Origin of the sequence: Rhizobium sp. L9, from assembly GCF_002531885.1 — a bacterium.
In the GTDB taxonomy this organism is placed as follows: Bacteria; Pseudomonadota; Alphaproteobacteria; order Rhizobiales; family Rhizobiaceae; genus Rhizobium.
On record NZ_NWSZ01000004.1, the window covers coordinates 177,177 to 203,021 of the forward strand.

Sequence of the window (25,845 nt, forward strand, 5' to 3'; positions counted from 1 at the left end):
CGGGTGCCTGCACCTCATGCAAAGCCCTCCCCGGCAAGGGCTAGTTGATTTTTACGTAAACGTCAATTTTGATTCATACGACGCAATGCGATAATTCCACCCGGCATGGCGCTTTCTTCTTGCACAGCGGCGCCCATGGACGGCATGGAGAACTGAAGACAATATATCGCCCTCGCAAAGGATCGGCGACCGATGGATACATTGCCCGTCAACATACCCGGTTTCGTCTGGGCCTATCGTTTCTCGCCGGATGAAAAGACGGCGGTGCGGCTGACCAACACCGCGACGGTAGCGGATCTGATCGCCGAGAACTGTTTCTACTGGCTGCATCTCAACCTCGTCGACGCCCGTGTGCCGGCCCTGCTCGAGACGCTCGACGGACTGACGGAGGAGGCGAGATCGGCCTTGACGACGCATGACACGCATGCGGCGCTGACCGTTGACGAGCAGATGCTCTATGGCACGCTCGTCGATTGCCAGCGCGATTTCGACCAGGACACCAACAATCTCGGCTGGCTGCATTTCGCCATGTCGGATCGCTTCATCATCACCACAAGGCTGCAGCCGCTGCGCAGCGTCGAGCGGGCGCGCACGCTGATCGAGAAGAATCCAGGCAAATTCTCGCGACCGGTCGATCTCTTCGAACTGCTTGTGATCGAATTCCAGCGGACGCTGATCGCGATCGTCATCGAACTCACCGAGGAACTCAACCAGATCGAGGATATCGTCTACGACAATGCGCCGCGCGACGAGCGCCGGCGGCTGGCGCCGGTCCGGCGAACCGTGGTGCGGCTGCACCGGCATCTGCGCACCGTGCTGGCGCTGATGCGCCGCGCCGGGGCAGCCGACGAGGACGAGATGCCCTTCGGCTTCGACGATGTGGCCCGGCGGCTGACGAGCCGGCTGGAAACGGTCGACCACGATGTCTATGCCCTGCAGGACCGGGCCCGGCTGCTGCACGAAGAAATCGATTCGAAACAATCCTCAGAGACCAACCGCCACCTCTATCTGCTGTCGATCATGACGGCCTTCCTGCTGCCGCCGACGCTGGTGACGGGTTTCTTCGGCATGAACACCGCCAACCTGCCCTTCGCCGTCGGCGATTACGGCACGGAATACGCCATCATCCTGATCATCGCCTCGATCGTCTTCGCCTGGTGGCTGCTGCGGCGGGTGGATATTCTTTGAGGGTGAAAGGTTCGGCGTGACTCTCGGAGTGCGAGCTCGCTCCTATTCCGTCAAACGTCGCGGTACTTGCCACAGAGCTCACCCAACGCTCCGTCATCCCAGGGCTTGACCTGGCTTGACCCGAGGATTCATGTAGGCCTCCTCCACCAGCACCGGGCATGGATCCTCTGCTCAAGGTAGCTCAAGGCCGAGAGTGGGTTAACGCTCTTGCCAATTCGCCGCCGACGCAGCGGATGGCGCGGCGTTGCGCCTATCGCATCATGCGGGACGCGGCCACTGTCAGCATTGCGACGCTTCGTCCATCTGATTATGACCTCGGCGATGGCGGGCAATCCCGGAGATCGGTGCCCGCGTGAATTAGCTGCTTCATGCCACCACCTCGCGCGGAACGGTTCTTGCACGGTTACTAATATGTTCACCGTGGGGAGGCCTGATGTCATGAAGTGGCACACACCTGGAGAATTCAGCCCGCTGATGCTCGTTGTGAACGGGCCGGAAAAATACAAGCTTGTCGCGAGCCTTTGGGAGGCGGCCCAGATGCTGACGGCTTGCTGGCCGCTCGACGACGGGGAAGAATATCTGACCGCGGTGAAGGCTTGCCGGGATGCGATCCACGGGGACCTTCCTGCTGAGGACGCACGGTACGCGCTTATCCGTGCCGCCAAGGAAGCAGGCATTCCGGTGATCACCGTCGTTCACTGAGTTGTTGCGCCGTTGCTTCGTGCCACGGCCCTCCGCTTCGCTCCCCACGTTGGCCCTTCCCTCTTCCGTTTGCGGGAAAGGGGAAGGGTGACGGGCGGCATTCGGGACCTATCAATAAGGCGAATAGCACTGCTGGCGTGGGCCGTTATAAGGCTGGAAGGTGTTGTCGTAGGCGCGGTAGGACCGGTAGCGGTTCGCGCACCAGGCGACGTGAGCCGAACCCATGCGCGGCGCGGGCGCGGCGTAGCGCGGAGCAGCAATGATCGCGCCGGTGCCGAAGGCGGCGAGCGGATACCAGTAGCCGTTATAGCGGCGATAGCCGGGGCGGTAGTAGGAATAGCCGCGATAGCCGCCATACCAGCCGGGCCGGTAGTAGGCGCCGGGGCGATAGCCGGGCCGGTAGTAGTCGCGGCGGTAAGGCCGATAATAATCGCGGTAGTATTGGACGTTCTCGACAGCCGAGGTTTTTCCAACCTGCGGCGCGGCCGGCATCTGTATTGCTTGCGACGGCACGAAGCCCGTCAGCACGACGGCGGCGGCCAATACCGCGGTCGCAATTTTGTTTCTCAGGCCGATCATTTCTTTCTCTCCATTCAGCAGCGATAACCGCTTGGTCTTGCAACGCTTTCGGGAGAAAATGGTTCCAAAAGCGGCCGGAACGGGCCGCTTTTGGATAAGCGGGGTCAACCGGCGCGCTCAGGCGACGGCGGAGATTTTCGCCGTTTCACCCTGCAGGCGGTTCACCATGAAGTTCGAATACCATTCGAGGAACTGCATGACGCCGCCCTCGTGCACGGCCGAATAGGGGCCGGGCTCATAGGCGGGCGAGTGGATGCCGAAGGCATTCTCTTCGACGATCCGGCGGTCCTGGTCGTTGGTCTCGGTCCAGACGTGCGTCAGTTCCTCGAGATTGTAATCGACGCCTTCCACGGCGTCCTTGTGGACGAGCCACTTGGTCGTCACCGCCGTCTCGTTGGCGCTGAGCGGCAGCACTCGGAAGGAGATAGCGTGGTCGCCGAGCAGATGGTTCCACGTCGTCGGATAGTGGAAGAGCAGCATCGTGCCGATACGATTGATCGAGATGTCGTCGGAGATCCGGCGCTGCACGGCCGGCTTGCCCGACATGGTGTAGCTTTCGGCATCCTCGATCAGCGGCATGCGGGCGGTGCGGAACTGGCCATCCGGCGAGATCTGGAACTTGCTCGGCAGGCCGGCGGCCTCGCAGCGCGCCCAATGGCCTGCAATCTCCGGATCGTCGGCGCCGCCGTCTGTGCCGGTGACACTCGGCGCTTCCGGATAGGTGCGGCAGAGTTCCGGGTGATTGGCGGCGCAGTGGTAGCACTCGCGGTTGTTTTCCCAGACGAGCTTCCAGTTGCCCTTCTCGATGATCGTGCTCTGGAAAGCCACCTTGGTCTCGCCGATCCGATGCGGCGCCATATAGGGCTCGATCGTGTCGCGCACCGGCTTGAAATCGGGGGCGACGTCGGCAAGGCAGATGAAAATATAGCCTGCGACGCTCTCGCAGTGGACGGGCTTCAGGTTGAAGCCGGTTTTGTCGAAATCATCGCCCATGTGACGGGCAAAGGCAAGTTTGCCGTCGAGATCGTAAGTCCACTGATGATAGGGGCAGACGAGACGCACGGAAGAGCCGTGCTCCTTGGTGCAGACGCGCGAGCCGCGATGACGACAGCTGTTGTGGAAGGCGCGGATGACATTGTCACGGCCGCGGACGATGACGACCGGATAGGTGCCGATCTGGACGGTGAAATAGGCGCCCGGCTTCGGCAACTCGCAATCATGGCCCATGAACAGCCAGTCGCGATAGTAGATCATCTCCATGTCGAGTTTGAAATAATCCTCGTCGGTGTAGAACGGCTGTTCGAGGCTGAAGCCCTCGCGGCGGTTCTTGAGCTGACGTAAAACGTTGCTGCGAATATCCATCTTCATGTCCTCGTGCACCGGCTGCCGCCTTCAGCGGAAGGCTATGGAAGCGCGCCTGCTAACCTTCTCCTGCGGGAGAATTGCTCATGGCGCCATTTAATCACCTGGCATTCCTGCCGCTTGGTTGTAATGCGACATCGGCTTCGAAATTGACGACAGGAAGCGCGGAGGCTTCAAAACAGCCCTTCCCGGTCGACCCGATGTCCGACTCTGCAGGCAATTATCGTCAATTGCGACATTGCGTAAAGACCGGATCGGCAAAGAAGGCGGCTCTCCGGTATCGGCGATTGTCGCATTTACGACATTGCCGGCTTCCGGCCGATGCGACGGCCGTATCTTAATGCTGCGTTAAGCATACGCTCTTATCCTGCTGCCGACCTCAGACCGACAAAGCATGTAAACCATGGCCAGACTCCGCTATTTCGACGCGAAAGAAGTAATCCGGCCGCAGGAGCGGCCATTGGTCGCCGCCCATTCCGAATTCCTGCGCACCGGCCGCATCCCCCGCGACCGGCGCCACTGGCTGGCCGAGGAAAGGCGCTACCTCACCCATGATGAGGTCGCCGCAAAGACCGGCCGCAAGCTGCAGGCGGCTGGCGAGAAGACGCATCAGCACATCAACGGCTTCCACCACTCGATCCAGTTTCCGAAGATGATCTTCCACCGGACGCTGGAGGACAGCCCGCATCTCGGCTATTGCCACGTCACCGCAGCGCGCACGAAATTCGCCCGCTACGAGGAGGTCAGCTGGGCTTTCTACATCGCCAACTTCTATTCCGAAATCGGCGACAACGACAACTTCTTCGAACGGATCGACGTCGGCTATTCGCGGATGTATTTTGCCGTCGCGATCAAGCCGGGCGAGGAGTCCTCCGAAAAGATGACGATCGATCGATCGGTGCGCGGCAACGGGCTGCTCTTTCGCACCCACGATCCGCAGGCAGCGATCCGCAACATCCTGCTGCTCGGCGCCCGCAACGAACAGCTGCGCGAAATCATCCGACAATTGTGAGCGAACAAGGCGATTGATCGCCGGCGACGGAAAGCCTAATGACTGCCGGAACCAGAGACGGGCAGCATATGGCACGCATTATCGATATCAGAGCAGACAGGCAGGCGGCGCTCGAAGCGGCCTGTGCCGCTCTTTCCCAAGGCTTTGCCATCGCCATGCCGACGGAGACGGTCTACGGCCTTGCGGCCGACGCCACCAATCCGGCAGCCATCACCCGCATCTACGAGACCAAGGGACGGCCGCGCTTCAACCCGCTGATCTGCCATATGGCCGATCTCGATATGGCCGAGCACCATGCCGAGTTCGACCCGGTATCGCGGGCGCTCGCCGAAGCCTTCTGGCCCGGCCCGCTGACGCTGGTGCTGCCGCTGAAGGCTGAAAGCCCGATCCACGCTCTGGCGACCGCCGGTCTCGACAGCGTCGGCGTGCGTGTGCCCAAGGGCTTCGCCGGTGCCCTGATCGGCGCCTTCGGACGGCCGCTCGCGGCGCCGAGCGCCAATACGTCAGGCGCCATCAGTGCCACAAGTGCTGCCCATGTCGAAGCCGATCTCGGGGCGAGAATTCCATTGATCCTCGATGCGGGACCGAGCGCCGTCGGCGTCGAATCGACCATTGTCAAGGCGGAGGGTGGCCGGCTGCGGCTGCTTCGCCCCGGCGGGCTGGCGGCGCGCGAGATCGAGCGGGTCGCAGGCCAGCCGCTGCTGCGCGCCAAAAAGGCATCGGCGGCAATCGAGGCGCCCGGCATGCTCGCCTCGCATTATGCGCCGGGCGCCAGCGTGCGCCTCAATGCGACCAAAGTGGAACCAGGCGAAGCGCTGATCGCCTTCGGCGGTGCGGCGGTCGAAGGCGCGCGTAGGGCACGCATCGTCCTCGATCTCAGCCCACGCGGCGACCTGGCGGAAGCGGCGGCCAATCTTTTCGACTATATGAAGCGTGCCGATGCCAGCGGCGTATCGAGTATTGCCTTCTCGCCGATCCCGGACGACGGGCTCGGCGAAGCCATCAACGACCGGCTGCAAAGGGCTGCCGCGCCCCGCGCGACCAACTGACCCGATAGAAGCGATAGAGGATCGACCTGATGAGCAGCGCCGGCATTTTCACCGATCTTCTCGACCGTTTCGCAGCAATCGTCGGCGAAAAATATGCGCTGCGCAGCGAGGCCGATCTGGCGCCGCACCTGATCGAAAACCGTGGGCTCTATCACGGCTCCTCCCCTCTCCTGCTGAAGCCCGGCTCGGTCGAGGAGGTCTCCGCGATCATGAAGCTCGCGACCGAGACCAAAACGGCGATCGTGCCGCAGACCGGCAATACCGGCCTCGTCGGTGGCCAGACGCCGCGCACGGGGCAGGCCGACATCATCCTGTCGCTCGAACGCATGACGAGGATCCGCGACGTCGACCCGGTGGCGAACGTGCTGGTCGCCGATGGCGGCGCGATCCTGGCCGATGTGCAGAAAGCGGCCGAAGCGCATGGGCGGCTGTTTCCGCTCTCGCTCGGCTCGGAGGGCTCCTGCCGCATCGGCGGCAATCTCTCCACCAATGCCGGCGGCACGGCCGTGCTTGCCTATGGCAATATGCGCCAGCTCTGCCTTGGCCTCGAAGTGGTGCTGCCGACTGGCGAGATCTGGGATGGTCTGCGCCGCCTGAAGAAGGACAATACCGGTTATGACCTGCGCGATCTCTTCATCGGCGCCGAAGGCACGCTCGGCATCATCACCGGCGCGGTGCTGAAGCTGTTTCCTCAGCCGCTCGGTCATCAGGTGGCGTTTGCCGGCCTCAATTCGGTCGAGGATGCGCTTGCGCTTTTCAACCTTGCCGCCAGCCTCTGCGGCACCTCCCTCACCGGTTTCGAACTGATGCCGCGCTTCGGCGTCGAGATCACCACCCGTCATATCGACGGCGTGCGCGATCCGCTGGAAGCGGCCTACCCCTGGTACGTGCTGATCGACATCTCGACCTCGGATTCGGCCGAGACGGCGGAGCGGATGATGAACGGCGTGCTGGAACAGGGCTTCGAGACCGGGCTGGTGCAGGACGCCGCGATCGCCGCCTCCGTCGCCCAGCAGAAGGCGATCTGGCACATGCGCGAGAGCATGTCGGACGCGCAGAAGCCGGAAGGCGGTTCAATCAAGCACGACGTCTCCGTGCCGGTGTCGAAGATCCCGCATTTCATGGCCGAGGCGGAGAAAGTCGTCATGGCAGCCATGCCGGGCGCCCGCATCTGCGCCTTCGGCCATATGGGCGACGGCAATATTCACTACAATATTTCCCAGCCTATCGGCGCCGACAAGGCCGCCTTCATCGCACGCTGGCGCGAAATGAACCACATCGTGCATGGACTGGTGCTCGCCCATGGCGGCTCGATCTCGGCCGAACACGGCATCGGCCAGCTGAAGCGCGACGAACTGGCGGCAATCCGCCCGGCGATCGAAATCGAGCTGATGCGCCGCATCAAGCGCGCCTTCGATCCGGCTGGTATCATGAACCCCGGGAAGGTGGTCAGTCTCGAGATATGAGGTTTGCCCCTCATCCGCCTGCCGGGGTCGAGCCACGGGTCTCGACCCGCCCTTCGGACCCCCGCACGCGGGGCGAAGGGGATATGCCGCAGCCTCTCCGTTCCTCACCAACCTCATCGCAGGGCACGCTCGCCCCGTTTACGGGGAGAGGGTTAGGGTGAGGAGCAGCCGTCCGTACGAATGGCCGGTCTTGGCTTGAGCCTGCTGATCGTGGGAAACTCGGAGCAATTTCCCGTTGCTCGAACCACCTTACGCCTGCTGCGTGCCGCCGCCGGTCAGGATCTGCAGGGCCGGCGACTGCTGGGTGCTGTTCTGGACGTCGTACATCGCGGTGAAGCGCCGCAGCAGCTTGTCCACCTTCTTCGGATCCTGGAGGTCCTCGAGCTTGACGAAACGATTAATGAGATCGGCCTGTTTGGCGACGTCCATGCCCGATATCTGTGACGGCAGGCTGTAAGCCGTGGTGATGACCTGATAAAGCGCCTTGTCGCCAAGGAGCGAATAGATTGAGGTGATGCTGGAGGCTTTGCGGCTGAAATAGAGCGCCAGGCGGACGCCGTCGTTGCTTTCGCCTTGCTGGGTTTCCAGCGTCTGCTGCAGGTAGAGCTCCTGGGTATTGTCCTCGGCCGCCTCGTTCTGGATGGCGCCGATCTTGGCACGGGTCAGATTGCCGTCCTTGTCGAAGTTGAAGGCAGCGACGATATCCTTGAAGCGCGCATCGGCCTTGGTGTTGAGGTAGCTCTTCTTGTCGTCGGGATCGGAAGTGAAGATCTTCTTCAGCGTCGCCTTGTCGTAATCCTTCGGGTCGAGGTTGTTCGCCTTCAACACCAGATCGGTCAGGCGGCTGTCAGCGAGGAAATCGTCGAGCGACTGCACTTTCGCCATACCCTTGGCGAAATAATCCACCTCGGCGGTTGCGTCCTTCGATGCCTTGTCCTTTACCGGGCCGGCCTTCAGCAGCATGGTCACATGCGCCTTGTAGTCGGTGGCGTATTTGGCCATGGTCGCGTCGGGCAGCGCCTGGAGGGGTGCGGCCGCCTTGCCGTCGGGGCCGAAATTGAAGGCGCGGGCGAGATTGGTAATTCGCTCGTCCTTGAGCGAGGCGATATAGCCGTCCGGATCGTAGGCATCGCTCGTCAGGATCTTGCGCATCATCGAGCGCGGCACGTCCTGATCGGTCAAGCCGAAGGCCTGCAGCGCGACATGATAGAGATCCGGCAGGTTGTCGTTGCTCCTGGTGAAATCGGCCGTTCGATTGGTGCGCAGGAAATCATTGACGGTCTTGACGTCGGAAAAGTTCAAGAGGCTGCTGCTGTCTGCCATCATGCTCTTGTAATTGTCGGCAACTTCTTCGATCGCCTCGTCGCGCTCGTCGTCATAGCGCGCCATGTAGTTGTCGTTGGTGGTCTGCGCCTGATCTGCGGTCTGGATCGAGCTGACGACGGGAAGCGATCCGTCGGCGGCAAAATTGAAATCGGCATTGAGGTCGGAATAGCCGGCCGCGGCGGCGGCGGTCGCATCAGTCAGGATGCTCCTGAGATCGGCGTCCGTGATATCGAACGGCAGATTGTAGGTGCTCTTCAGGAAGTTGGTGATTGCAGGATCGGCGATGAGATCATCGACATTGGAGATCGTCGCCATACGGGCGGAATAGTCGTCCGTGCGCGCCGTGGCGGCAATTTTCGTGTTGGTGATCTGGGCGGACGTCTGTGCCGCCATGCCGTCCTCGAGCGAACCGTCCGCCTTGAAGTTGAAGGCGGCAGCGACGTCGGCATAGGTGCCGGTGCCGCTCTGATCGGTCAGGATAGCGCGCAGATCGACATCGCTGACGGTCGAGGGGATGCCGTAAGCGTTGCGGATGAAATTATTCAGCCGCCGGTCGGCCAGCAGCTGGTCGACATTGGAGATGCCGGCGATGGTTGCCTGGTAATAGACGGCGGCATCGTCGGCCTTGCTTGCCGTGCTGGCGCTTTGCGCCGCGCTCTGCGTGGCATAGAGGGTCGCGACCGAGCCGTCCGTTTTGAAATTGAACAGATCGTGGACGTCGCTGTAGCCCTGGGCGCTGGCCGCCGAGGGATCGACGAGGAAGCTCCTCAGCGTTGCGTCGGAGACGCTGTCGGCGATCTGCATGCTGGTTCTGAGATAGCTAACGGCGACGGAATCGGACATGATGTCGTCGACATTGGTGACATTGCCGATCATGCTGTTGAAGTGCGTTGCGTTCGCCGCCGATTTGTCGGTGGTCGACTTGCGCTGCGCGTCGGTCTGAATCACCGACCCGTTGATCGAGCCGTCAGCCTGGAAGTTGAAGTCGGCATTGAGATCGGAATGCCCCTGGGCGGCGGCATAGGTCGAGTCCGTCAGAATGCTCTTCAGCTCGGCATTGCTGAAACTGCTGCCGAGGCCGTAGGCATCCTTGATATAGCGTGCCAGAACGCTGTCGGCGAGCAGGTCGTCGACATTGGTGATGCTGCTCGACCGCGAGGTCACGCTATAATAATTGGCGGTGCTTGCCGCCGCGTCCTTCAGCTTGTTCGACTGGGCGATCGTCTGTGCACGCGCCGTTGTCGATGTCGTGCCGTCGGCCTTGAAATTGAAGGCGTTGTAGACATTGGTGAAGCCCATCAGCTGGGCGTAGCCGGGGTCGGTCAACACCATGCGCAGCGCCGGCGCGGTGAAATCGGCGCCCATGCTGTAGGCGGTCTTGATATAGGACGTCAGACGACTGTCGGCGACGAGATCGTCGACATTGGTGATCGTGCCGATCTTGGCAGTATAATAGGCCTGGTTGTATTCGGCCGCCGTCTTGCTGACATAGACGACATCAGAACCGACGGAATTGTCGATGATGACGGACTGGTTATTCAGCGTATAGGTCTCGATGATCGACGCCTTCTGCGTCGCGGTCTGGGCGCTGCCGTTGACCGTACCGTCGGCATTGAAGCTGAATTGGGCCGCAAGCGCCTTGTACTTGTCGCCGCCCTGCGCGTTCACGACGCTTGTCGGGTCGCTAAGATCGCTCGTCAGCACCTGCCGCAGGAAATCCTTCGAGGCATAGGTGGGATCGATCTTGAAGGCCTTCAGCACATAGGTGCGCAGCCGGGTGTTGTTGACCAGGTCGTCGACGGTCTGCACGCTGTCGATATTGTTGCTGTAATAGGTGCTCTCGGTGGCCGCCGCCTTGTCGGCATCGACGAAGGACTGCTTGTACAGGCCGATGAGCTCGTCTTCCTGCGCGTCGGTCTGAACGTCCTTCTCGGGCGCATTGAAGTTGAAGGCGGCCGCGAATTCACGGTAGCGCGTATCGGAGAGCTTGTTGGCGTAGCTGTTCGGGTCCGTGAGATCGCTTTCCAGCACCTTCTTCATGAAGGCCTTGGCATAGGTCATATCCTCGAGGCCATAGGCCTTCATGGCGTAGCTGTAGAGCTTGTAATCGCCGAGAAAGTCGTCGACGTCTTTGACCTTGTTGATATTGTCGGCGTAGTACTGGGCATCCTTCTTGACCGTCGCCTGCGAGGCGACCTTGTTCAAGCTCGACGTCATGTCCTTCGACAGGATCGTGTAAGCGAGGGAGGCCGTGATCATGAAAAGCGCCCTTTTCGGCAAAATCTCTAAAAGAACGACAAACTGCTGGTAAGCCCATTTTGCCACGCAAAGCTTACCCGAGACTTACCTTTCGACTGCGCCATTTCAGGTCAGCCAGCCGTTCACCTTCCGGAAACCCTGCCGGATTCGGTTTTGATAACCATCAGGGGAGGCAAAGTTTTCTTAACCGCAATTTTTAAGCAGTACGGAAGGGGGGCCGCCTATTGTCGGCCATAGAGGACGAAAAGTCCCGAGGAGAAGACCGCAAACCGGCTCTCAGGTAAGACAAGGGTAGAATGAAATGAACAATCCCGTTTTGAAGCCCGTTTGGGCTGGCACGACGCTGCGTCTCGATCCGTCCCGCTTCCCGCAGCAAATCAGCTACGCCATCCATGATTGTTCGGATGATGTCAGCATCACGATAGACGAACGTGGCGCAGTGCTGCGGAAAGTCCTTCCCTCCAGCGGTCTGCCGCTCTCGATTGCCCTGCCGAGGCGCGTCTTCAAGGGTGTCGCCGCCCGCGCCATCGACCATGGCGACGGCGAGGTCACCGTCACGCTCGAACTTCACCACGCCGATCCCGAGCTCTGCATTCCGCTGCTCGTTGCCCATGATCTCAGCGACATCGCCGCCGACTGGCGCAGCTGGTCGGAGGCCTTCCGCATTCCGATGCTGATGGTCGAGGCAGATGGCGTCGCCCGGCCGCTCGAGGACCATATCGGGGCGCTGCGCACCAGTGACCTCAAGCCGCGTCGCCGTCATTCCTACTTCGCCAATCGCCGTCCGCGCTTTCTCGTGCGTCGCACCACCGGGCAGCTGGGCGTCGCCATGAAGATCGAAGGCAAGGAAATCATCGCCCGCAACTGACCGAAATCGCGACTGTGCCATCTCGGCAGGAAGATCTGGAAGAAGCCAAACCCGGCCCTCGTGCCGGGTTTATCGTTTCACGAACCATTCCATTCAGGGAATGGCAAAGAGCAGCGAAAAGAACAGCCCGGCGAATATGGTCAGGCCGACGCGGTTGTTCGACTTGAAGAGCGCCAGGCATTGGGCGGGATCGTTGATATCAAGGCGGATGATCTGCCAGGCGAACATGCCGGCCGCGCCGAACAAGGCCAGAAAGGCGATGAGATTGGCGCCGGCGAGCGCGAAGGCCGCAAACATCAGCACCAGCGTCAGCCCATAAAGGCCGATCAGCCATTGCCTCGTCTTATCGCCGAAGAGGCGCGCGGTGGAGCGGACACCGATCAGCTCGTCATCCTCCTTGTCCTGATGTGCATAGATGGTGTCGTAACCGATCGTCCAGGCGACGGAGGCGGCATAAAGCAGGATGGCGGCAAAGGAGAGGCCGCCCAGAATGCCGGCCCAGCCCATCAGCGCGCCCCAGGAAAAGGCAAGGCCGAGATAAAATTGCGGCCAGTCGGTGAAGCGCTTGGCATAGGGATAAAGTGCCACGATGCCGAGCGAAAGCAGGCCGAGAAAGACGGTGAACCAGTTGAACTGCAAGAGCACGAAGAGGCCGACCAGCGCCTGAATGCCGATGAAGATCTTCGCGCGTCCGCGGGTGACGCGGCCCGAGGGCAGCGGACGCGAACGGGTGCGCGCCACTTCCATGTCGATCTCGTGATCGACGAGATCGTTATAGGTGCAGCCGGCGCCGCGCATGGCGACGGCACCGATAAAATAGAGGAAAAGGTGGGAGACCAGCAGGCTGCCGGAATAGAGCCCTTGGCCGATCGCCGCGTTGGAGGCGAGCGTGGCCGACCAGAAGCACGGCCACATCAAGAGCTCCCAGCCGATCGGGCGATCCCAGCGTGCAAGCTGCGCATAAGGCCAGAGCCATGGCGGCAGGGTCCGGTAAACCCAGTTATCGGAAGGTGCGTCGGAGACGCGATCGTTGAACTCGCCGGTATCTTGCATGCCATCCATCTAGCGGCGGGCTGGCGATCCGGTCAAGAAGCGATCGCGACGGCGCCAGAAGCGTGTCGCATCAAATCTGATTCCTGTGATCGCTTTGGCTCTTTGTGATGCATGACGCCCGGAACCGCGGCACACTTCCGGGACATGATTTGATCACTGCAGAGAGAAATTGAACCTGTAGGTCGCCGAGACACCGATGAGCACCTGGTTCTTCGAGCCGCGCTGCCGCACGAGACTGCTGTCGGCCGCCGGACCCGCCAGTCGTTTGTATTCGAGGAAAGAGCTGGCCGACAGGTTTTCCGTCGCCTTCCATGTCAGAGCCGCACCGGCGCCATAGGACTGGATGCCCGACGACGGCTTGTATTGATCAAGCCCGCTCGCCGCCGCCTGTTTGGCGTTGACGCCGTAATAGGCATCATAATAGCCGCTGGTGGCGAATGTCGCGCGCGGACCGCCTGACAGTTGCAGGTTGGGGGCGATATCGGTGAAGGCATCAACGGCGAGATCGGCAACGACGCCGTCATGCGAGCGGATGCCCTGGCGAACTTCGGCGCGGGCGCGCAGGAAATCGGTCGGATAAACTTCGACGAAGCCACCGGCTTCCGCTCCCCATTTGACCTTCTTCATGCCCTTCAGCTCGTGACCGTCGCCCTCATCGCGCGAAGGCACGAATTTGCCGACGATGCCGGCGCGGAAGGTGCCATTATCCATGAGGGCCAAGGACGGATTGTCGTTGCGCGAGGAAAAGCGTGGAGCCGAGCCCTGCCGGCCGGCCGAAATCAGCGGGCTGAACCGGAATTCATAACGCCGTGAACCCTCGAATTTCGGCGCTGAAAAGCCGGCGACACCAACGCTCAGATACCAGTCGCCGGACCAGAAATGCTGGCCGCTTTCCTGCGCGGTGGCCGAACCAACGGATGAAAAAGCAATAAGAAAAGAAATCGATACGACTGATCGATGAGACACGTCTGCACTCCAGGAAACGCAAAAACAAAGCCGCGGAGAGCGGCGGCCGCTAGACTTATCCTGATGTCGTTACCCCAATGTTAACCACAGTGAAACTCATGAAACTCATGCCGTGCGGCCCCCTCATCCGCCCTACGGGCACCTTCTCCCGCTTGGGAGAAGAGGGGATTGAGACCTCGCGACACGTCCCCTTCTCCCCAGCGGGGAGAAGGTGGCCCGAAGGGTCGGACGAGGGAGCCGCACGGGCCGACGCCAGCTATGGAATTTGCCCTATCTCTGGTTCCAGCGGCGGATGACCGGCTCGGTCAGGTCGTGCTCATAACCGAGCACGCTGATGCTGGCGGTATCGAGCACGAAATGCGCGCCACCCTGCGGCGGCAGGCCAAGCCAGCGGGCGGCCAGCACGCGCAGGAAATGCGAGCTGGAAAAGATCAGGATGGGCGCTGCCGCTTGGCGAAGCGCATGGATGACGGCATCGGCGCGGGCACCGACATCGGCAGCCGTTTCGCCGTTCGGGCAGCCGTCGCGAAAGAGCTGCCAGCCGGGACGTTCCGCCAGGATCGCCTTCGTCGTGACACCTTCATAGGCGCCATAGTCCCATTCGGCGAGGTCGTCGCGGATCAGAGCGCCCGCTCCGAAGCCGGCGAGAGCGCAGGTGTTGCGGGCTCGCGCCGACGGGCTCGACCAAACGGCGGAAAAGGAAAGGCCGGCCAGCCGCTCGGCAAGTTTTCGAGCGGCGGCTTGACCATTCGCCGTCAAGGGAATATCGCTGCGCCCGGTATGGCGCCCGGACAGGCTCCATTCGGTTTCACCGTGTCGAACCAAATATATTTCGGGAAACGCACTGCTCATCCGCATTCTCTTTCATTCCAAACGCTGCGGCGGTTCAGAACGTCACCTTTTCCAGCGGCGCCCGCCGCGCCTCGAATTCCTTCAGCTTGGCTTCATTCTCGGCGATGTAGTTGCGGTTGTCGGGAACGGCGAACTGGTTCTTGGCGATCTGGATCTGCAGGATGAACAGCTCATCCCAGCGGAAGCCCATTTCCGAGCCGGCGAGATAGAATTCCCACATGCGGAAGAACTGTTCGTCGTAAAGGGCCACCGCCTCGGCCTTGCGCGCCACGAAACGCTCGCGCCAGTGGCGCAGCGTATAGGCGTAATGCATCGGCAGGATTTCGACATCCTTGACCAGAAGCCCGGCCTTTTCAAGCGGCGGCAGCACCTCTCCGACGGAAGGGATGTAGCCGCCAGGAAAAATATATTTCTCGATGAAGGCATTGGTGCCGAAGCTCGGCTTCGGACGGCCGATCGAATGCAGCACCATGACGCCGTTGTGGTCGAGCAGGTCCGAGACCTTGCGGAAGAAATTGCCGTAGTTGCCGATCCCGACATGCTCGAACATGCCGACCGAGACGATGCGGTCGAACTTCCTGCCCGTCATGGTGCGGTAATCCTGCAGCTCGAAACGTACCCGCTCGGAAAGACCGCGTTTCTCGGCGCGTAAGCGGGAGACCTTCAGCTGCTCTTCGCTCAGCGTGATACCGGTGAAATCGGCTCCCTCCGTCGCCTCCGCCAGATACATGCCCATGCCGCCCCAGCCGGAGCCGATTTCCAGGATGCGCTGGTTGGGCTTAAGCAGCAGCTTGGCTGCGATATGGCGTTTCTTGGCGAGTTGCGCCTCGTCGAGACTGATGCCCGGCGGGTTGAAATAGGCACATGAATATTGCCAGTCCTCGTCGAGGAAAAGATCGAAGAGCTTGGCCGAGAGATCGTAATGATGGGCGACATTGTGCTTGTTACGATTGATCGGCACGCGGCTTTTCAGCTGCTGCCAGGCGATACGGCCGACGAGCAGCGCCGCCATCTTGAAGTCGAAGATCTCGTTGGTGGTGTTCTGCTTCACCAGCGACAGGAAGTCGTAGATGTTGCCCTGTTCGAGAATGAACCGGCCCTGCATGTACATCTCGCCGAGCTTCATCGTCGGGTCGCGGCGGATGGCGTCTTCAGCCTCCTGATCGGCAAGCCGGGCGACCACCAAGTCGCCGGTGCCGTCGCCGATCACGTGGGTCTCGCCGTTGGCAAGGGTAAGCTTCAACGAACCCTTGCGGATGATTTGCTGGACGATCGAGAAGAAAGCCGACGCCATGGACGCCTCGCAAATGTGACAGGATGGTCACATCAACTTAATAGCTCTCACTCGCCTTACAAGCGCCGGATTTAGCAGTCAGCGCAGAACGCTGCCAAACTGTGGCATTTTTGCCAGAATACCGGCTAAATCCTTATTTTCGCTTCATGGCTTCAGCGAGTGCAGCGCCGAAAGCACCCTGGCCCTCCGCTTTCGGAGCTGCGGGCCGGCGCTCATTCTGCGGCCGGGCGCCCTGACTTGCGCGAGAATCACCCCGCGCCTGAGACGCAGAAGAACCATCGTCGCGGCGCATCGAAAGGCCGATGCGCTTGCGCTTGGCATCGATTTCCACGACCCGCACCTTGACGACATCGCCCGCCTTGACCACCTCATGCGGGTCCTTGACGAAGCGATCGGCGAGTTGCGACACATGCACCAGGCCATCCTGGTGCACGCCGATATCGACGAAGGCGCCGAAGGCCGCGACATTGGTGACCGTGCCTTCGAGCACCATGCCGGGCGTCAGGTCGGAAATCTCGTGGACGCCCTCGGCGAAGGTCGCGGTCTTGAAGCTCGGACGCGGGTCGCGCCCGGGCTTTTCCAGCTCGGCGATGATATCCTTCACCGTCGGCAGGCCAAATTTCTCGTCGATGAACTGACGCGGATCGATCGATTTCAAGATGGCGCTATCGCCCATCAGCGTGCGCAGGTCGCGGCCGCAGGCGGCGACGATCTTCTTGGCGACGCCGTAGGCCTCGGGATGCACCGAGGAGGCATCGAGCGGCTCCTTGCCGTTCGGAATGCGCAGGAAGCCGGCGCATTGTTCGAAGGTGCGGCCGCCGAGGCGTGCGACCTTCAGCAGATCGCGCCGCGTCTCGAAGCGGCCCTCGCTGTCGCGGTGGCGGACGATGGCCTCGGCGATCGACGGGCCGAGGCCGGAGACACGGGCAAGCAATGGCGCAGAGGCGGTGTTCAGATCGACGCCGACGGCGTTCACCGCGTCTTCGACGACGGCATCGAGGGAACGCGACAGCTTCTGCTGATCGACATCGTGCTGATACTGGCCGACGCCGATCGATTTCGGCTCGATCTTGACGAGCTCGGCGAGCGGATCCTGCAGGCGGCGGGCGATGGAGACGGCGCCGCGCAGCGATACGTCGAGATCGGGAAACTCCGCCGCGCCGGTCGCCGAGGCGGAATAGACCGAGGCGCCGGCTTCCGAGACGATGACCTTGGTCGGCTTCGGGGCCGGCAGATCGGCCAGCATGTCGGCCACCAGCTTTTCCGTTTCGCGGCTGCCGGTGCCGTTGCCGATCGCGATCAGCTCGACATTGTGCTTGCGGATCAGCGAGGCGAGTTCGATCTGGGCGCCGCGCACGTCGTTCTTCGGCTGGAAGGGATAGACGGTCGAGGTCGCCACCACCTTGCCGGTGCCGTCGACGACAGCGACCTTGACGCCGGTGCGGATGCCGGGATCCAGGCCCATCGTCGCGCGCGAGCCGGCGGGTGCGGCCAGTAGCAGGTCCTTGAGATTGCGGGCGAAGACGTGAATCGCCTCCTCTTCGGCCCTTTCGCGCAGCTCGCGCATCAGGTCGAGCGACAGCGACATGGAAAGCTTCACCCGCCAGGTCCAGCTGGCGACCTCCATCAGCCAGCGGTCGCCGGGGCGACTCGTGCCGATCTCGTAAGCAGCGGCGATCATCCGTTCGACCGGCTTATTCGGCGAGGCGGTCTCGGCATCGGCCTCGATCGTCAGCGTCAGCACCTCCTCGTTCCAGCCGCGCAGCATGGCAAGCGCCCGGTGGCCGGGCGCGGTCGCCCAGCGTTCGGAGTGGTCGAAATAGTCGGAAAACTTCTCACCCGCCGCCTGCTTGCCATCGACGACCTTGGCTTTCAGCAGCGAAGCCTGACGCATATGGGCGCGCAACTTGCCGAGCAGGTCGGCATTTTCGGCAATGGCTTCGGCGATGATATCACGCGCGCCTTCAAGCGCCGTCTTCACGTCGGGCACATCAGCCGTGACGAAGCCTTCAGCGAGCACCGCTGGCTCCCGGCCGCGATCGGCAAGGATCGCCTCGGCAAGCGGGCCGAGGCCGCGTTCCCGGGCGATTTCGGCGCGGGTACGCCGCTTCGGCTTATAGGGCAGATAGAGATCCTCGAGCTCCGCCTTGGTTGCGGCACCCGCGACCTTGGCCATCAGCTCCTCAGTCATCTTGCCCTGACCGGTGATCGATTCGACGATCGTGTCGCGCCGGGCCTCGAGCTCGCGCAGGTACACCAGCCGCTCGGCGAGATCGCGCAGCTGCGTGTCATCGAGCCCGCCCGTCACTTCTTTGCGGTAGCGGGCGATAAAGGGCACGGTGGCCCCCTCGTCGAGCAGCTCGATGGCGGCCTTGGCCTGGTCGGGCCGGGCATTGATTTCGGCGGAGATGCGGGCTGCGAGAAAACGGAGGTCTGCGGCCATGGGATTCCCTATGTCGACGAAAGTTGCGGGACCATAGCGGCGAAAAGCGGCAAGGCAATGCCCGACTGGGGTTTCCACAGCGGAAGTTGACGGGTTGGGGCTACACGGCACAACGCCAACCGTTGCCCACTACCCCATTGCTCTCTTCCGTTTTTGCGGTTGTGCAGATGCGGCATTCTTTGATAGCAGAAGCAACGTTTTTGGATCGCCCTGCCCGCGGGCGCAAGGAAAAGAGTGACATGCCAAACCTTCTTCTCGAACTTCGCTCCGAAGAGATTCCGGCCCGCATGCAGCGCAAGGCTGCGGGCGACCTGAAGAAGCTCGTCACCGATGCGCTCGTCGAAGCCGGCCTGTCCTATGAAGGCGCGCGCGAATACTGGACGCCACGACGGCTGGCGCTCGACATTCACGGCCTGACGGCGCGCTCGGCCGATGTGCGCGAGGAGCGCAAAGGGCCGCGCACCGACGCCAACGAGAAGGCGATCGAGGGCTTTCTTCGCGGCGCCGGCCTTTCGTCCGTCTCTGAGGCCCAGGTGGTGAGCGACCCGAAGAAGGGCGATTTCTACGTCGCTGTGATTTCCAAACCCGGCCGCTCGACGGAAGAGATCGTCGCCGAAGTGATGCCCGGCATCATCCGCGATTTCCCCTGGCCGAAATCGATGCGCTGGGGCAAGGCTTCCTCCAAGCCCGGCGCAATGCGCTGGGTGCGGCCGCTGCAGTCGATCGTCTGCACCTTTGGCCCGGAGCATGAAGAAACCACCGTCATCCCGTTTGAAATCGACGGCATCACCGCCTCCAACATCACCTACGGCCATCGCTTCCACGCGCCCGAGGGAATCACCGTCCGGCGTTTCGACGATTACGTGGCGAGCCTGGAAAAGGCGAAAGTCATCCTCGACGCCGAGCGGCGCAAGGACATCATCCTGCATGACGCGCGCGACATCGCTTTTGCCAACGGGCTCGAACTGGTGGAAGACGAAGGCCTGCTGGAGGAAGTTTCCGGCCTCGTCGAATGGCCGCAGGTGCTGATGGGTTCCTTCGAGGAGGATTATCTCTCCATTCCCTCGGAGATCATCCGCCTGACGATCAAGACCAACCAGAAGTGTTTCGTAACCCGCAGGCAGGGTGAAGAGACGCTGTCGAACAGGTTCGTTCTCGTCTCCAACATCCAGGCGAGCGACGGCGGCAAGGAAATCGTTCACGGCAACGGCAAGGTCGTGCGCGCCCGGCTTTCGGATGCCCTGCATTTCTGGAAGCGCGACCAGGGCGATATGCCCGATCTCGAAACGCTGAAAGCATCTGCGGCAAAGTTCGGTCTCGACCTGAGCAAGCCGCTCGACCAGCGCATGGCCAAGCTCGACGCGCTCGACGTGACCTTTCATGCCAAGCTCGGCACGCAGGGCGCCCGCGTCGCCCGCATCCGGGCGCTGGCAAGGGAACTGGCGGCGATCACCGGCGCCGACCAGACCCTCGTCGATCGTGCCGCCGTGCTCGCCAAGGCGGATCTGCGCACCGAAGCCGTCGGCGAGTTTCCGGAACTGCAGGGCTTGATGGGCCGCAAATATGCGGTGCTGCAGGGCGAGAACGCCTCCGTCGCCGCGGCGATCGAGGACCATTACAAGCCGCAAGGCCCCTCGGACCGCGTGCCGGACGACAAGGTGGCGGTTACGCTGGCGCTTGCCGACAAACTCGACACGCTGACCGGCTTCTGGGCGATCGACGAAAAGCCGACCGGTTCGAAGGATCCGTTCGCACTTCGGCGGGCGGCCCTCGGTGTCGTCCGCATCCTGCTGGAGCGACGGATCCGCCTGCCGTTGCTGGCGACCACCAAAGACGGCGATCTACTCTCCTTCTTCCATGACCGTCTCAAGGTCTACCTGCGCGACCAAGGCGCCCGCCACGATCTGATCGACGCCATACTGACGCCTGAAGCCGACGATCTGTTGATGGTGGCGCGCCGCGTCGAGGCGCTGACGGCCTTCATCACCTCGGAGGACGGCAAGAACCTGCTCGCCGGCACCAAGCGCGCCACGCAGCTGCTCGCGGCCGAGGAGAAGAAGGGCACCGTCATCGCCGACGGCGTTTCGACGGCGCTCTTCAGGCTCGATGCCGAGAAGGAGCTGTTCGCCGCCATATCGAGCGCCTCGAAGGATGCGGCGAATGCCGTTGCCGGCGAAGATTTCCGCTCCGCCATGGAAGCGCTTTCTAAGCTGCGCGGCCCTGTCGACCGCTTCTTCGAAGACGTGCTCGTCAACGACGAGGATGCCGCGATCCGCGCCAACCGTCTAGCCCTGCTGCGGTTGATCCGCGAGGCAACGGGAACGGTGGCTGATTTCTCGAAGATTTCGGGATGAGCGGATTTTGAGCTGGGTGCTCTCGCCAGTGCTAACGCGAACGCTGTGCTTGCCGCATGGATCCTCGGGTCAAGCCCGAGGATGACGGAGTGGGGAGTGAGCACTGCGCCAAATGCGGCGCCGCAGACGCAATACGATCAGCGACTTCGAATTCAGTTTCCTAGAGCGCAGCCAGCTTTTCATGGGAAAGATGCAGACGTCCTTTCTTGCCAACAGTGCCGCCCATCTCTCCGTCATGCTCGGCCTTGACCTGCCTTGACCCGAGCATCCATGCCAAGCACTCTGCTTGTGCGGTTTGTTTTGGTCGGTCACCATACATCGATGATCCAACCCTAGCGTCACCGCCCCAATGCGGTTACTCAAGCAGCCATGCAAAACAAGATTCTCGTCAGCGCCTGCCTCGTGGGGCACGCCGTCCGTTATGACAGGCGGGCGAAGCCGTTGCTTCACCCGGCGATCGAGAGATGGCGGGCCGAAGGGCGGCTGGTGACGATCTGTCCGGAGATGTCGGCGGGCATGCCGGTGCCGCGGCCGCCGGCGGAGATCGCGGATGGAGCGACCGGCGAAGAGGTTCTGGCCGGCACGGCTCGGGTTATAGAGCTGACGGGCGGCGATGTGACGGAAGAGTTCCAGCAGGCGGCCGGAAATGCCGTGGCGCTCGCACGCCAGACCGGTTGCCGCTTTGCGCTGCTCATCGACGGCAGCCCATCCTGCGGGTCTGGGTTCATCTATGACGGCACATTTTCCGGGCGCCGGCAGGCTGGCAATGGCGTGACGGCGGCGGCTCTCAAAGCGGCCGGTGTCGACGTGTTCTCCGATCGTGAAATCGAGCGGCTGATCGAGCGCATCGCACGATAGGCCTCCAAATGACACGGCCGCCGGAGAACCGACGGCCGCTAAGAATTTCGTGATAAAAAGGCTTGTTGCCTCCGCGCCGTTTAGGCCGCGCGGCGACCCTGATGTGCAACGGGAGCAGCGCCGGCATTGCCGACCCGGAAGCCGCGGATGAGATCGATCAATTCGTCGGTGTCGCTGGCGAGCGTCTCGGCCGATGCCGTGGTCTCTTCGGCCATGGCGGCGTTCTGCTGGGTGGCGGCGTCGAGCTGGTTCACCGACGAGGAGATCGAGCGCAGCGTCGTGTCCTGCTCGGAGGCGCTGTGGGCGATCTTGGCGACGATCTCGTTGGCGGCCTTGATCTGGTCGGAGATGCGCTTCAGCGCCTCGCCTGCCTCGCCGACCAGACGGACGCCGTGTTCGACCTGGCTGGAGGAGCGGGCGATCTGGTCCTTGATCTCCTTTGCCGCGGCGGCGGAGCGCTGGGCAAGTTCGCGCACTTCCTGGGCGACGACGGCAAAACCCTTGCCGGATTCGCCGGCCCGGGCAGCCTCGACGCCGGCATTCAAAGCCAGGAGGTTGGTCTGGAAGGCGATCTCGTCGATGACGCCAATGATCTTTGATATCTCCGAAGACGATTTCTCGATGCCGCTCATCGCCTCAATCGCCTGGCTGACAATCGCATCGCTATGGGTGGTCTCGGCACTGACGGCGTGCACGCGCTTGCTCGCCTCATGGGCGCCATCGGCCGTCTGGCGGACGGCAACCGTGAGCTCATCGAGGGCGGCGGATGTTTCCTCCAGGCTTGCGGCCTGGCGCTCGGTCCGCTGCGACAACTCGTTGGAGGCGCGGCGGATCTCTTCCTTGCTGGTGCCGATATCACTGCCCTTGGCGCTGACCTTGGCCATGGCAGCCTCGAGATGCGACAGCGCATCGTTGAAGTTATCGCGAAGGGCGGCGTATTTTTGGCCGAGATCGGCGCAGCGGACCGTAAGGTCGCCGCGGGCGATCAGTTCCAGCGCCTGGCCGATCGTCGCCACCACGCGGGCCTGGAGCGCCGTCTCGTCCTGCTGCTGGCGCAGGTTGTTTTCGCGCTCGCTTTCCAGCGCCAGCTGCTGGGCTGCCTCGCGATCGGACATCTGATGGCGTTCGCGGATCTTTTCCTGCAGCGACAGCGTCGCCTTCGCCATCATGCCGACCTCATTGTTCATGCCGGTATGCGGGATGGCGATGGAAACGTCCTCTTCGGAGACCGCCTTCAGGGCGGCATGGACATTGTTGAGAGGGCCAGAAATGCCGCGAATGACGACGTAGGCAGCCGCCATGGCAAGGACGAAGAGAACGATGCTGCCGGAGAGCGCGGTCAGGATCGTGCTGTTAATCTGGGCATCGAGATCATCCATATAGACGCCGGTGACGACGACGACCTTCCAGGGGTCGAAGGCCTGGCCATAGGCCGTCTTGCGATAATCGCCGGCCGGCTGGCCCGGCTTGCTGGTGGAATAAAATTCAACGAGACCGCCACCCTGCTGACCGAGCTTGACCAGCTCTTCACGATAGAGCTTGCCCTTGCTGTCCGGCTGCCCCTTTAGGTTCTGTCCGACCTTCGAGGCATCGTAGTGAAACATCATCTGGACATCGTAGCTATAGCCGAAGAAATAGCCGTCAGGATCGTATTTCATGCCGTTGACGGTGGCGTAAGCCTGCTTCTGGGCATCCTCCAGCGTCATTTCGCCTGCGGTGACCTTGGCCTGGTAAAGCTTGAGAACCGAGATCGCCGACTGAACCTCGGCACGGAGCATGTCGTAACGCTCCGTGTAAATCGCATCGACCGAGGAGCGGATCTGCAGGGACGTGGCGATCGCAAAGGCCGCCATCAAGCCGACGATCAGCAATATGAGCTGCTTCGATATCTTTAGATTTTTCATGATTCCTCGCAAAGGGAATGAGCGAATACATTCCGGTGCGGTCTTCTACCGCCTGTGCGAGCGCATCTGAGAAGGACGCGTCTACCGCTGCTAAACAACATGCTGCGACCGGCGAATAAGAATTGAAGGTGACTCAATAAGAAAGCTTTAATTTTATTCGAACTGACGCGAATTTCCCTAAAAATCAGGGGGCTGAGTTACTAAGACAAGCGGTGAGTTTCCCCTCATAGTCGAATATCGCTCGTTTTCGCTCTGCGGATCTGCCGGGGCCTCAAAGCAGGAATGCACCCCCGCTTCTCTTCGAGGGTGCATCCGCTCCACCGCAGTGGAACCCCAAGCGATCGAAACCTTGATCGGGCAGGGGCAGGGAACTGTCGCAGCGGCTCAAATTGGCTTAAGGGCACACAGCCCTCTAATGCCGTGGTTTTTTAGAAACGCAGCTTGAATTCGGAAACATCGGGAGCCGGCGGCTGCTCAACAATGCCGGCGGCAACCGGCCGGGCATCGCCGCCAATGACGGCTGCAGTCGTTGCGTTCATGTCGATGCCTGGCGCGGGCGAGATCGAAGGTTCGGCGGCAGCCAAGGCTTCCGGCGTTGCCTTGCTGACGAAGACGACGGGCGAACCGCCCATCCAGGCTTCGGTGCGGAAGATCTTCGTTTCGCCGCCGACGTCGCGAACTTCGCTCGCCTGGAGGACGCCGGGTTTCAGTTCCGGCACCGTATAGTCCTTGCGGCTTTGCTCGGCCTGTAGCGGCGGGCAAGCAGTGCAGCGTTCAGTGACGATGCTGCCTTCGGCACGCCCTGCCGTTTTGCCGATCACCTCGATCGAGGAGGCCATCGCCGAGCCTGCCATCAGCAGGACTGCCGCACCGAGGAAAATCTGACGCATCAACGCACCTCCGTCTCACTACGACAGCGGTATAGCGCAGCTTCGTTTCCATCCCCTCAGGGGAAAGGCTAAAAATTTAAGGAACACCACGATTTATGCGTCGTTCGAGGCTTTTTCGCGCTCGATCGCGCGCCAGCCGATGTCGCGCCGGCAGAAGCCGTTTTCCCACCGAACCCTGTCCAGCAGGGCATAGGCGCAGCCCTTCGCCTCGGCAACCGTGCCGCCCGATGCCGTGACGTTCAGCACGCGGCCGCCGGTTGCGACCAGCACGCCGTCCTTCATGCCCGTGCCGGCATGAAACACCTTCTCGCCCTCGCCTGCCTCCGGCAGGAATTCGATCGGCGTGTTCTTCTCATAGGTGCCGGGATAGCCCTTCGAAGCCATGACCACCGTCAGCGCCGGATCGTCGCTCCATTCGGCGCTCACCTGATCGAGCGTACCATTGGCGGTGGCAAGCAGCAGCGGCAGCAGATCGCTCTTCAGCCGCATCATCAGCACCTGACATTCCGGATCGCCGAAGCGGACATTGTATTCGATGAGCTCCGGCCCCTGCTTCGTGATCATCAGTCCGGCGAAAAACACGCCGGAGAAGGGATGACCGCTCTCGGCCATGCCGCGAATCGTCGGCTCGATGATCTCCTTCATGGTGCGCTCGACCATCTCGGCCGTCATCACAGGCGCCGGCGAATAGGCGCCCATGCCGCCGGTATTGACGCCGGTATCACCCTCGCCCACCCGCTTGTGATCCTGGGCGGTCGCCAGCGGCAGCGCATGTTTTCCATCGCAGAGACAGAAGAAGCTCGCTTCCTCGCCATCGAGATAAGCTTCGACGACAACTTCGGCGCCAGCGACGCCAAAAGCGCCCTCGAAGCAGTCGTCGACGGCATCGAGCGCTTCGTCGAGCGTCATCGCAACAGTCACGCCCTTGCCGGCGGCCAGCCCGTCGGCCTTGACGACGATCGGAGCGCCCTGGGCGCGAATATAGGCTTTGGCTTTCGGCGCGTTGTTGAAGCGCTGGTAAGCGCCGGTGGGGATGCCGTAGCGGGCGCAGATATCCTTGGTGAAGCCCTTGGAGCCCTCGAGCTGGGCGGCACCGGCGGAGGGCCCGAAGACTGCCAGGCCGTCGGCGCGCAGCCGGTCGGCGAGGCCGGCGACGAGCGGCGCCTCGGGCCCGACGACGATGAAGTCGATCGCCTTGTCCTTGCAGAAAGAGGCGACCGCTTCGTGATCCTCGACATTCAAGGGCGCGAGGATCGCATGTTCGCCAATGCCGGGATTGCCGGGGGCGGCGTAGAATTCGCTCATCAACGGCGATTGCGCCAGCTTCCAGGCGAGCGCGTGCTCGCGTCCGCCCGATCCGATCAACAGAACCTTCATGCGCGATCCCTTTCCTGTTCCGTCAGGCGGTTAAGGGCCGAGG

The 25,845-nt window shown here is 62.0% G+C and carries 19 protein-coding genes; 8 read left to right on the forward strand and 11 right to left on the reverse strand.

Features of this window, described 5'->3' with window-relative positions:
• Window positions 1-192 precede the first annotated feature (192 nt).
• Together CO660_RS04500 and CO660_RS04505 are read left to right on the forward strand one after the other, a co-directional pair.
• A complete protein-coding gene (locus CO660_RS04500) occupies window positions 193-1,188 on the forward strand; it encodes a transporter (protein WP_097597740.1) in 996 nt (331 codons plus the stop codon).
• A 438-nt stretch (window positions 1,189-1,626) separates the two neighbouring features.
• A complete protein-coding gene (locus CO660_RS04505) occupies window positions 1,627-1,890 on the forward strand; it encodes a DUF982 domain-containing protein (protein WP_085779977.1) in 264 nt (87 codons plus the stop codon).
• 111 nt (window positions 1,891-2,001) lie between these two features.
• Here the strand turns inward: CO660_RS04505 and CO660_RS04510 are convergent, their stop codons facing one another.
• The gene (locus CO660_RS04510) at window positions 2,002-2,469 is read right to left on the reverse strand and encodes a BA14K family protein (protein ID WP_097597741.1); all 468 of its coding nucleotides are present in this window, start codon (window positions 2,467-2,469) and stop codon (window positions 2,002-2,004) included.
• Between the two features lie 117 nt (window positions 2,470-2,586).
• Window positions 2,587-3,831 (reverse strand): aromatic ring-hydroxylating dioxygenase subunit alpha, encoded by a 1,245-nt coding sequence (locus tag CO660_RS04515; protein ID WP_085779976.1) that lies wholly within the window; start codon window positions 3,829-3,831, stop codon window positions 2,587-2,589.
• A 403-nt stretch (window positions 3,832-4,234) separates the two neighbouring features.
• Between CO660_RS04515 and CO660_RS04525 the strand changes: the two genes are divergently transcribed.
• The 3 genes from CO660_RS04525 to CO660_RS04535 all read left to right on the forward strand — a co-directional run bounded on the left by CO660_RS04525 (window position 4,235) and on the right by CO660_RS04535 (window position 7,358).
• Complete coding sequence (locus CO660_RS04525) at window positions 4,235-4,843, forward strand: DUF6656 family protein (RefSeq protein ID WP_085777171.1); 609 nt, start codon at window positions 4,235-4,237, stop codon at window positions 4,841-4,843.
• Window positions 4,844-4,911: 68 nt separating this feature from the next.
• Entirely contained in the window at window positions 4,912-5,892 is a 981-nt protein-coding gene (locus tag CO660_RS04530; RefSeq protein ID WP_097597743.1) for an L-threonylcarbamoyladenylate synthase, read from the forward strand.
• 29 nt (window positions 5,893-5,921) lie between these two features.
• The gene (locus CO660_RS04535) at window positions 5,922-7,358 is read left to right on the forward strand and encodes an FAD-binding oxidoreductase (RefSeq protein ID WP_097597744.1); all 1,437 of its coding nucleotides are present in this window, start codon (window positions 5,922-5,924) and stop codon (window positions 7,356-7,358) included.
• Window positions 7,359-7,607: 249 nt separating this feature from the next.
• On the opposite strand, the gene CO660_RS04540 is transcribed toward CO660_RS04535, so the two are convergent.
• The gene (locus CO660_RS04540) at window positions 7,608-10,943 is read right to left on the reverse strand and encodes a DUF1217 domain-containing protein (protein WP_097597745.1); all 3,336 of its coding nucleotides are present in this window, start codon (window positions 10,941-10,943) and stop codon (window positions 7,608-7,610) included.
• Window positions 10,944-11,244: 301 nt separating this feature from the next.
• Between CO660_RS04540 and CO660_RS04545 the strand changes: the two genes are divergently transcribed.
• Entirely contained in the window at window positions 11,245-11,811 is a 567-nt protein-coding gene (locus CO660_RS04545) for a DUF6101 family protein (protein WP_085777167.1), read from the forward strand.
• Between the two features lie 93 nt (window positions 11,812-11,904).
• Here the strand turns inward: CO660_RS04545 and ubiA are convergent, their stop codons facing one another.
• The 5 genes from ubiA to CO660_RS04575 all read right to left on the reverse strand — a co-directional run bounded on the left by ubiA (window position 11,905) and on the right by CO660_RS04575 (window position 18,419).
• On the reverse strand, window positions 11,905-12,864 hold the full coding sequence (gene ubiA / locus CO660_RS04550) for a 4-hydroxybenzoate octaprenyltransferase (protein WP_097597861.1): 960 nt from the start codon (window positions 12,862-12,864) through the stop codon (window positions 11,905-11,907).
• A 153-nt stretch (window positions 12,865-13,017) separates the two neighbouring features.
• Window positions 13,018-13,830, reverse strand: coding sequence for a MipA/OmpV family protein (locus tag CO660_RS04555; RefSeq protein ID WP_097597746.1), 813 nt, complete (start codon window positions 13,828-13,830; stop codon window positions 13,018-13,020).
• 270 nt (window positions 13,831-14,100) lie between these two features.
• The gene (locus CO660_RS04565; protein WP_097597748.1) at window positions 14,101-14,682 is read right to left on the reverse strand and encodes a histidine phosphatase family protein; all 582 of its coding nucleotides are present in this window, start codon (window positions 14,680-14,682) and stop codon (window positions 14,101-14,103) included.
• 34 nt (window positions 14,683-14,716) lie between these two features.
• Complete coding sequence (locus CO660_RS04570) at window positions 14,717-15,976, reverse strand: cyclopropane-fatty-acyl-phospholipid synthase family protein (RefSeq protein WP_097597749.1); 1,260 nt, start codon at window positions 15,974-15,976, stop codon at window positions 14,717-14,719.
• Window positions 15,977-16,109: 133 nt separating this feature from the next.
• Window positions 16,110-18,419: a Tex family protein gene (locus CO660_RS04575; RefSeq protein WP_097597750.1), complete on the reverse strand. Its 2,310-nt coding sequence runs from the start codon at window positions 18,417-18,419 to the stop codon at window positions 16,110-16,112.
• Window positions 18,420-18,658: 239 nt separating this feature from the next.
• Between CO660_RS04575 and glyS the strand changes: the two genes are divergently transcribed.
• Both glyS and CO660_RS04585 read left to right on the forward strand, forming a co-directional pair.
• A complete protein-coding gene (gene glyS, locus CO660_RS04580; protein WP_097597751.1) occupies window positions 18,659-20,773 on the forward strand; it encodes a glycine--tRNA ligase subunit beta in 2,115 nt (704 codons plus the stop codon).
• A 369-nt stretch (window positions 20,774-21,142) separates the two neighbouring features.
• Window positions 21,143-21,631 (forward strand): DUF523 domain-containing protein, encoded by a 489-nt coding sequence (locus tag CO660_RS04585; protein ID WP_097597752.1) that lies wholly within the window; start codon window positions 21,143-21,145, stop codon window positions 21,629-21,631.
• Window positions 21,632-21,711: 80 nt separating this feature from the next.
• Here the strand turns inward: CO660_RS04585 and CO660_RS04590 are convergent, their stop codons facing one another.
• The 3 genes from CO660_RS04590 to purD form a co-directional block, all read right to left on the reverse strand.
• Window positions 21,712-23,535 carry a methyl-accepting chemotaxis protein gene (locus CO660_RS04590; protein ID WP_097597753.1) on the reverse strand — a complete coding sequence of 608 codons (1,824 nt, stop codon included), beginning with the start codon at window positions 23,533-23,535 and terminating at the stop codon, window positions 21,712-21,714.
• Window positions 23,536-23,963: 428 nt separating this feature from the next.
• Window positions 23,964-24,425: a plant virulence effector HPE1-like domain-containing protein gene (locus CO660_RS04595; RefSeq protein ID WP_097597754.1), complete on the reverse strand. Its 462-nt coding sequence runs from the start codon at window positions 24,423-24,425 to the stop codon at window positions 23,964-23,966.
• Window positions 24,426-24,518: 93 nt separating this feature from the next.
• On the reverse strand, window positions 24,519-25,802 hold the full coding sequence (gene purD / locus CO660_RS04600) for a phosphoribosylamine--glycine ligase (protein WP_097597755.1): 1,284 nt from the start codon (window positions 25,800-25,802) through the stop codon (window positions 24,519-24,521).
• Window positions 25,803-25,845: the final 43 nt, after the last annotated feature.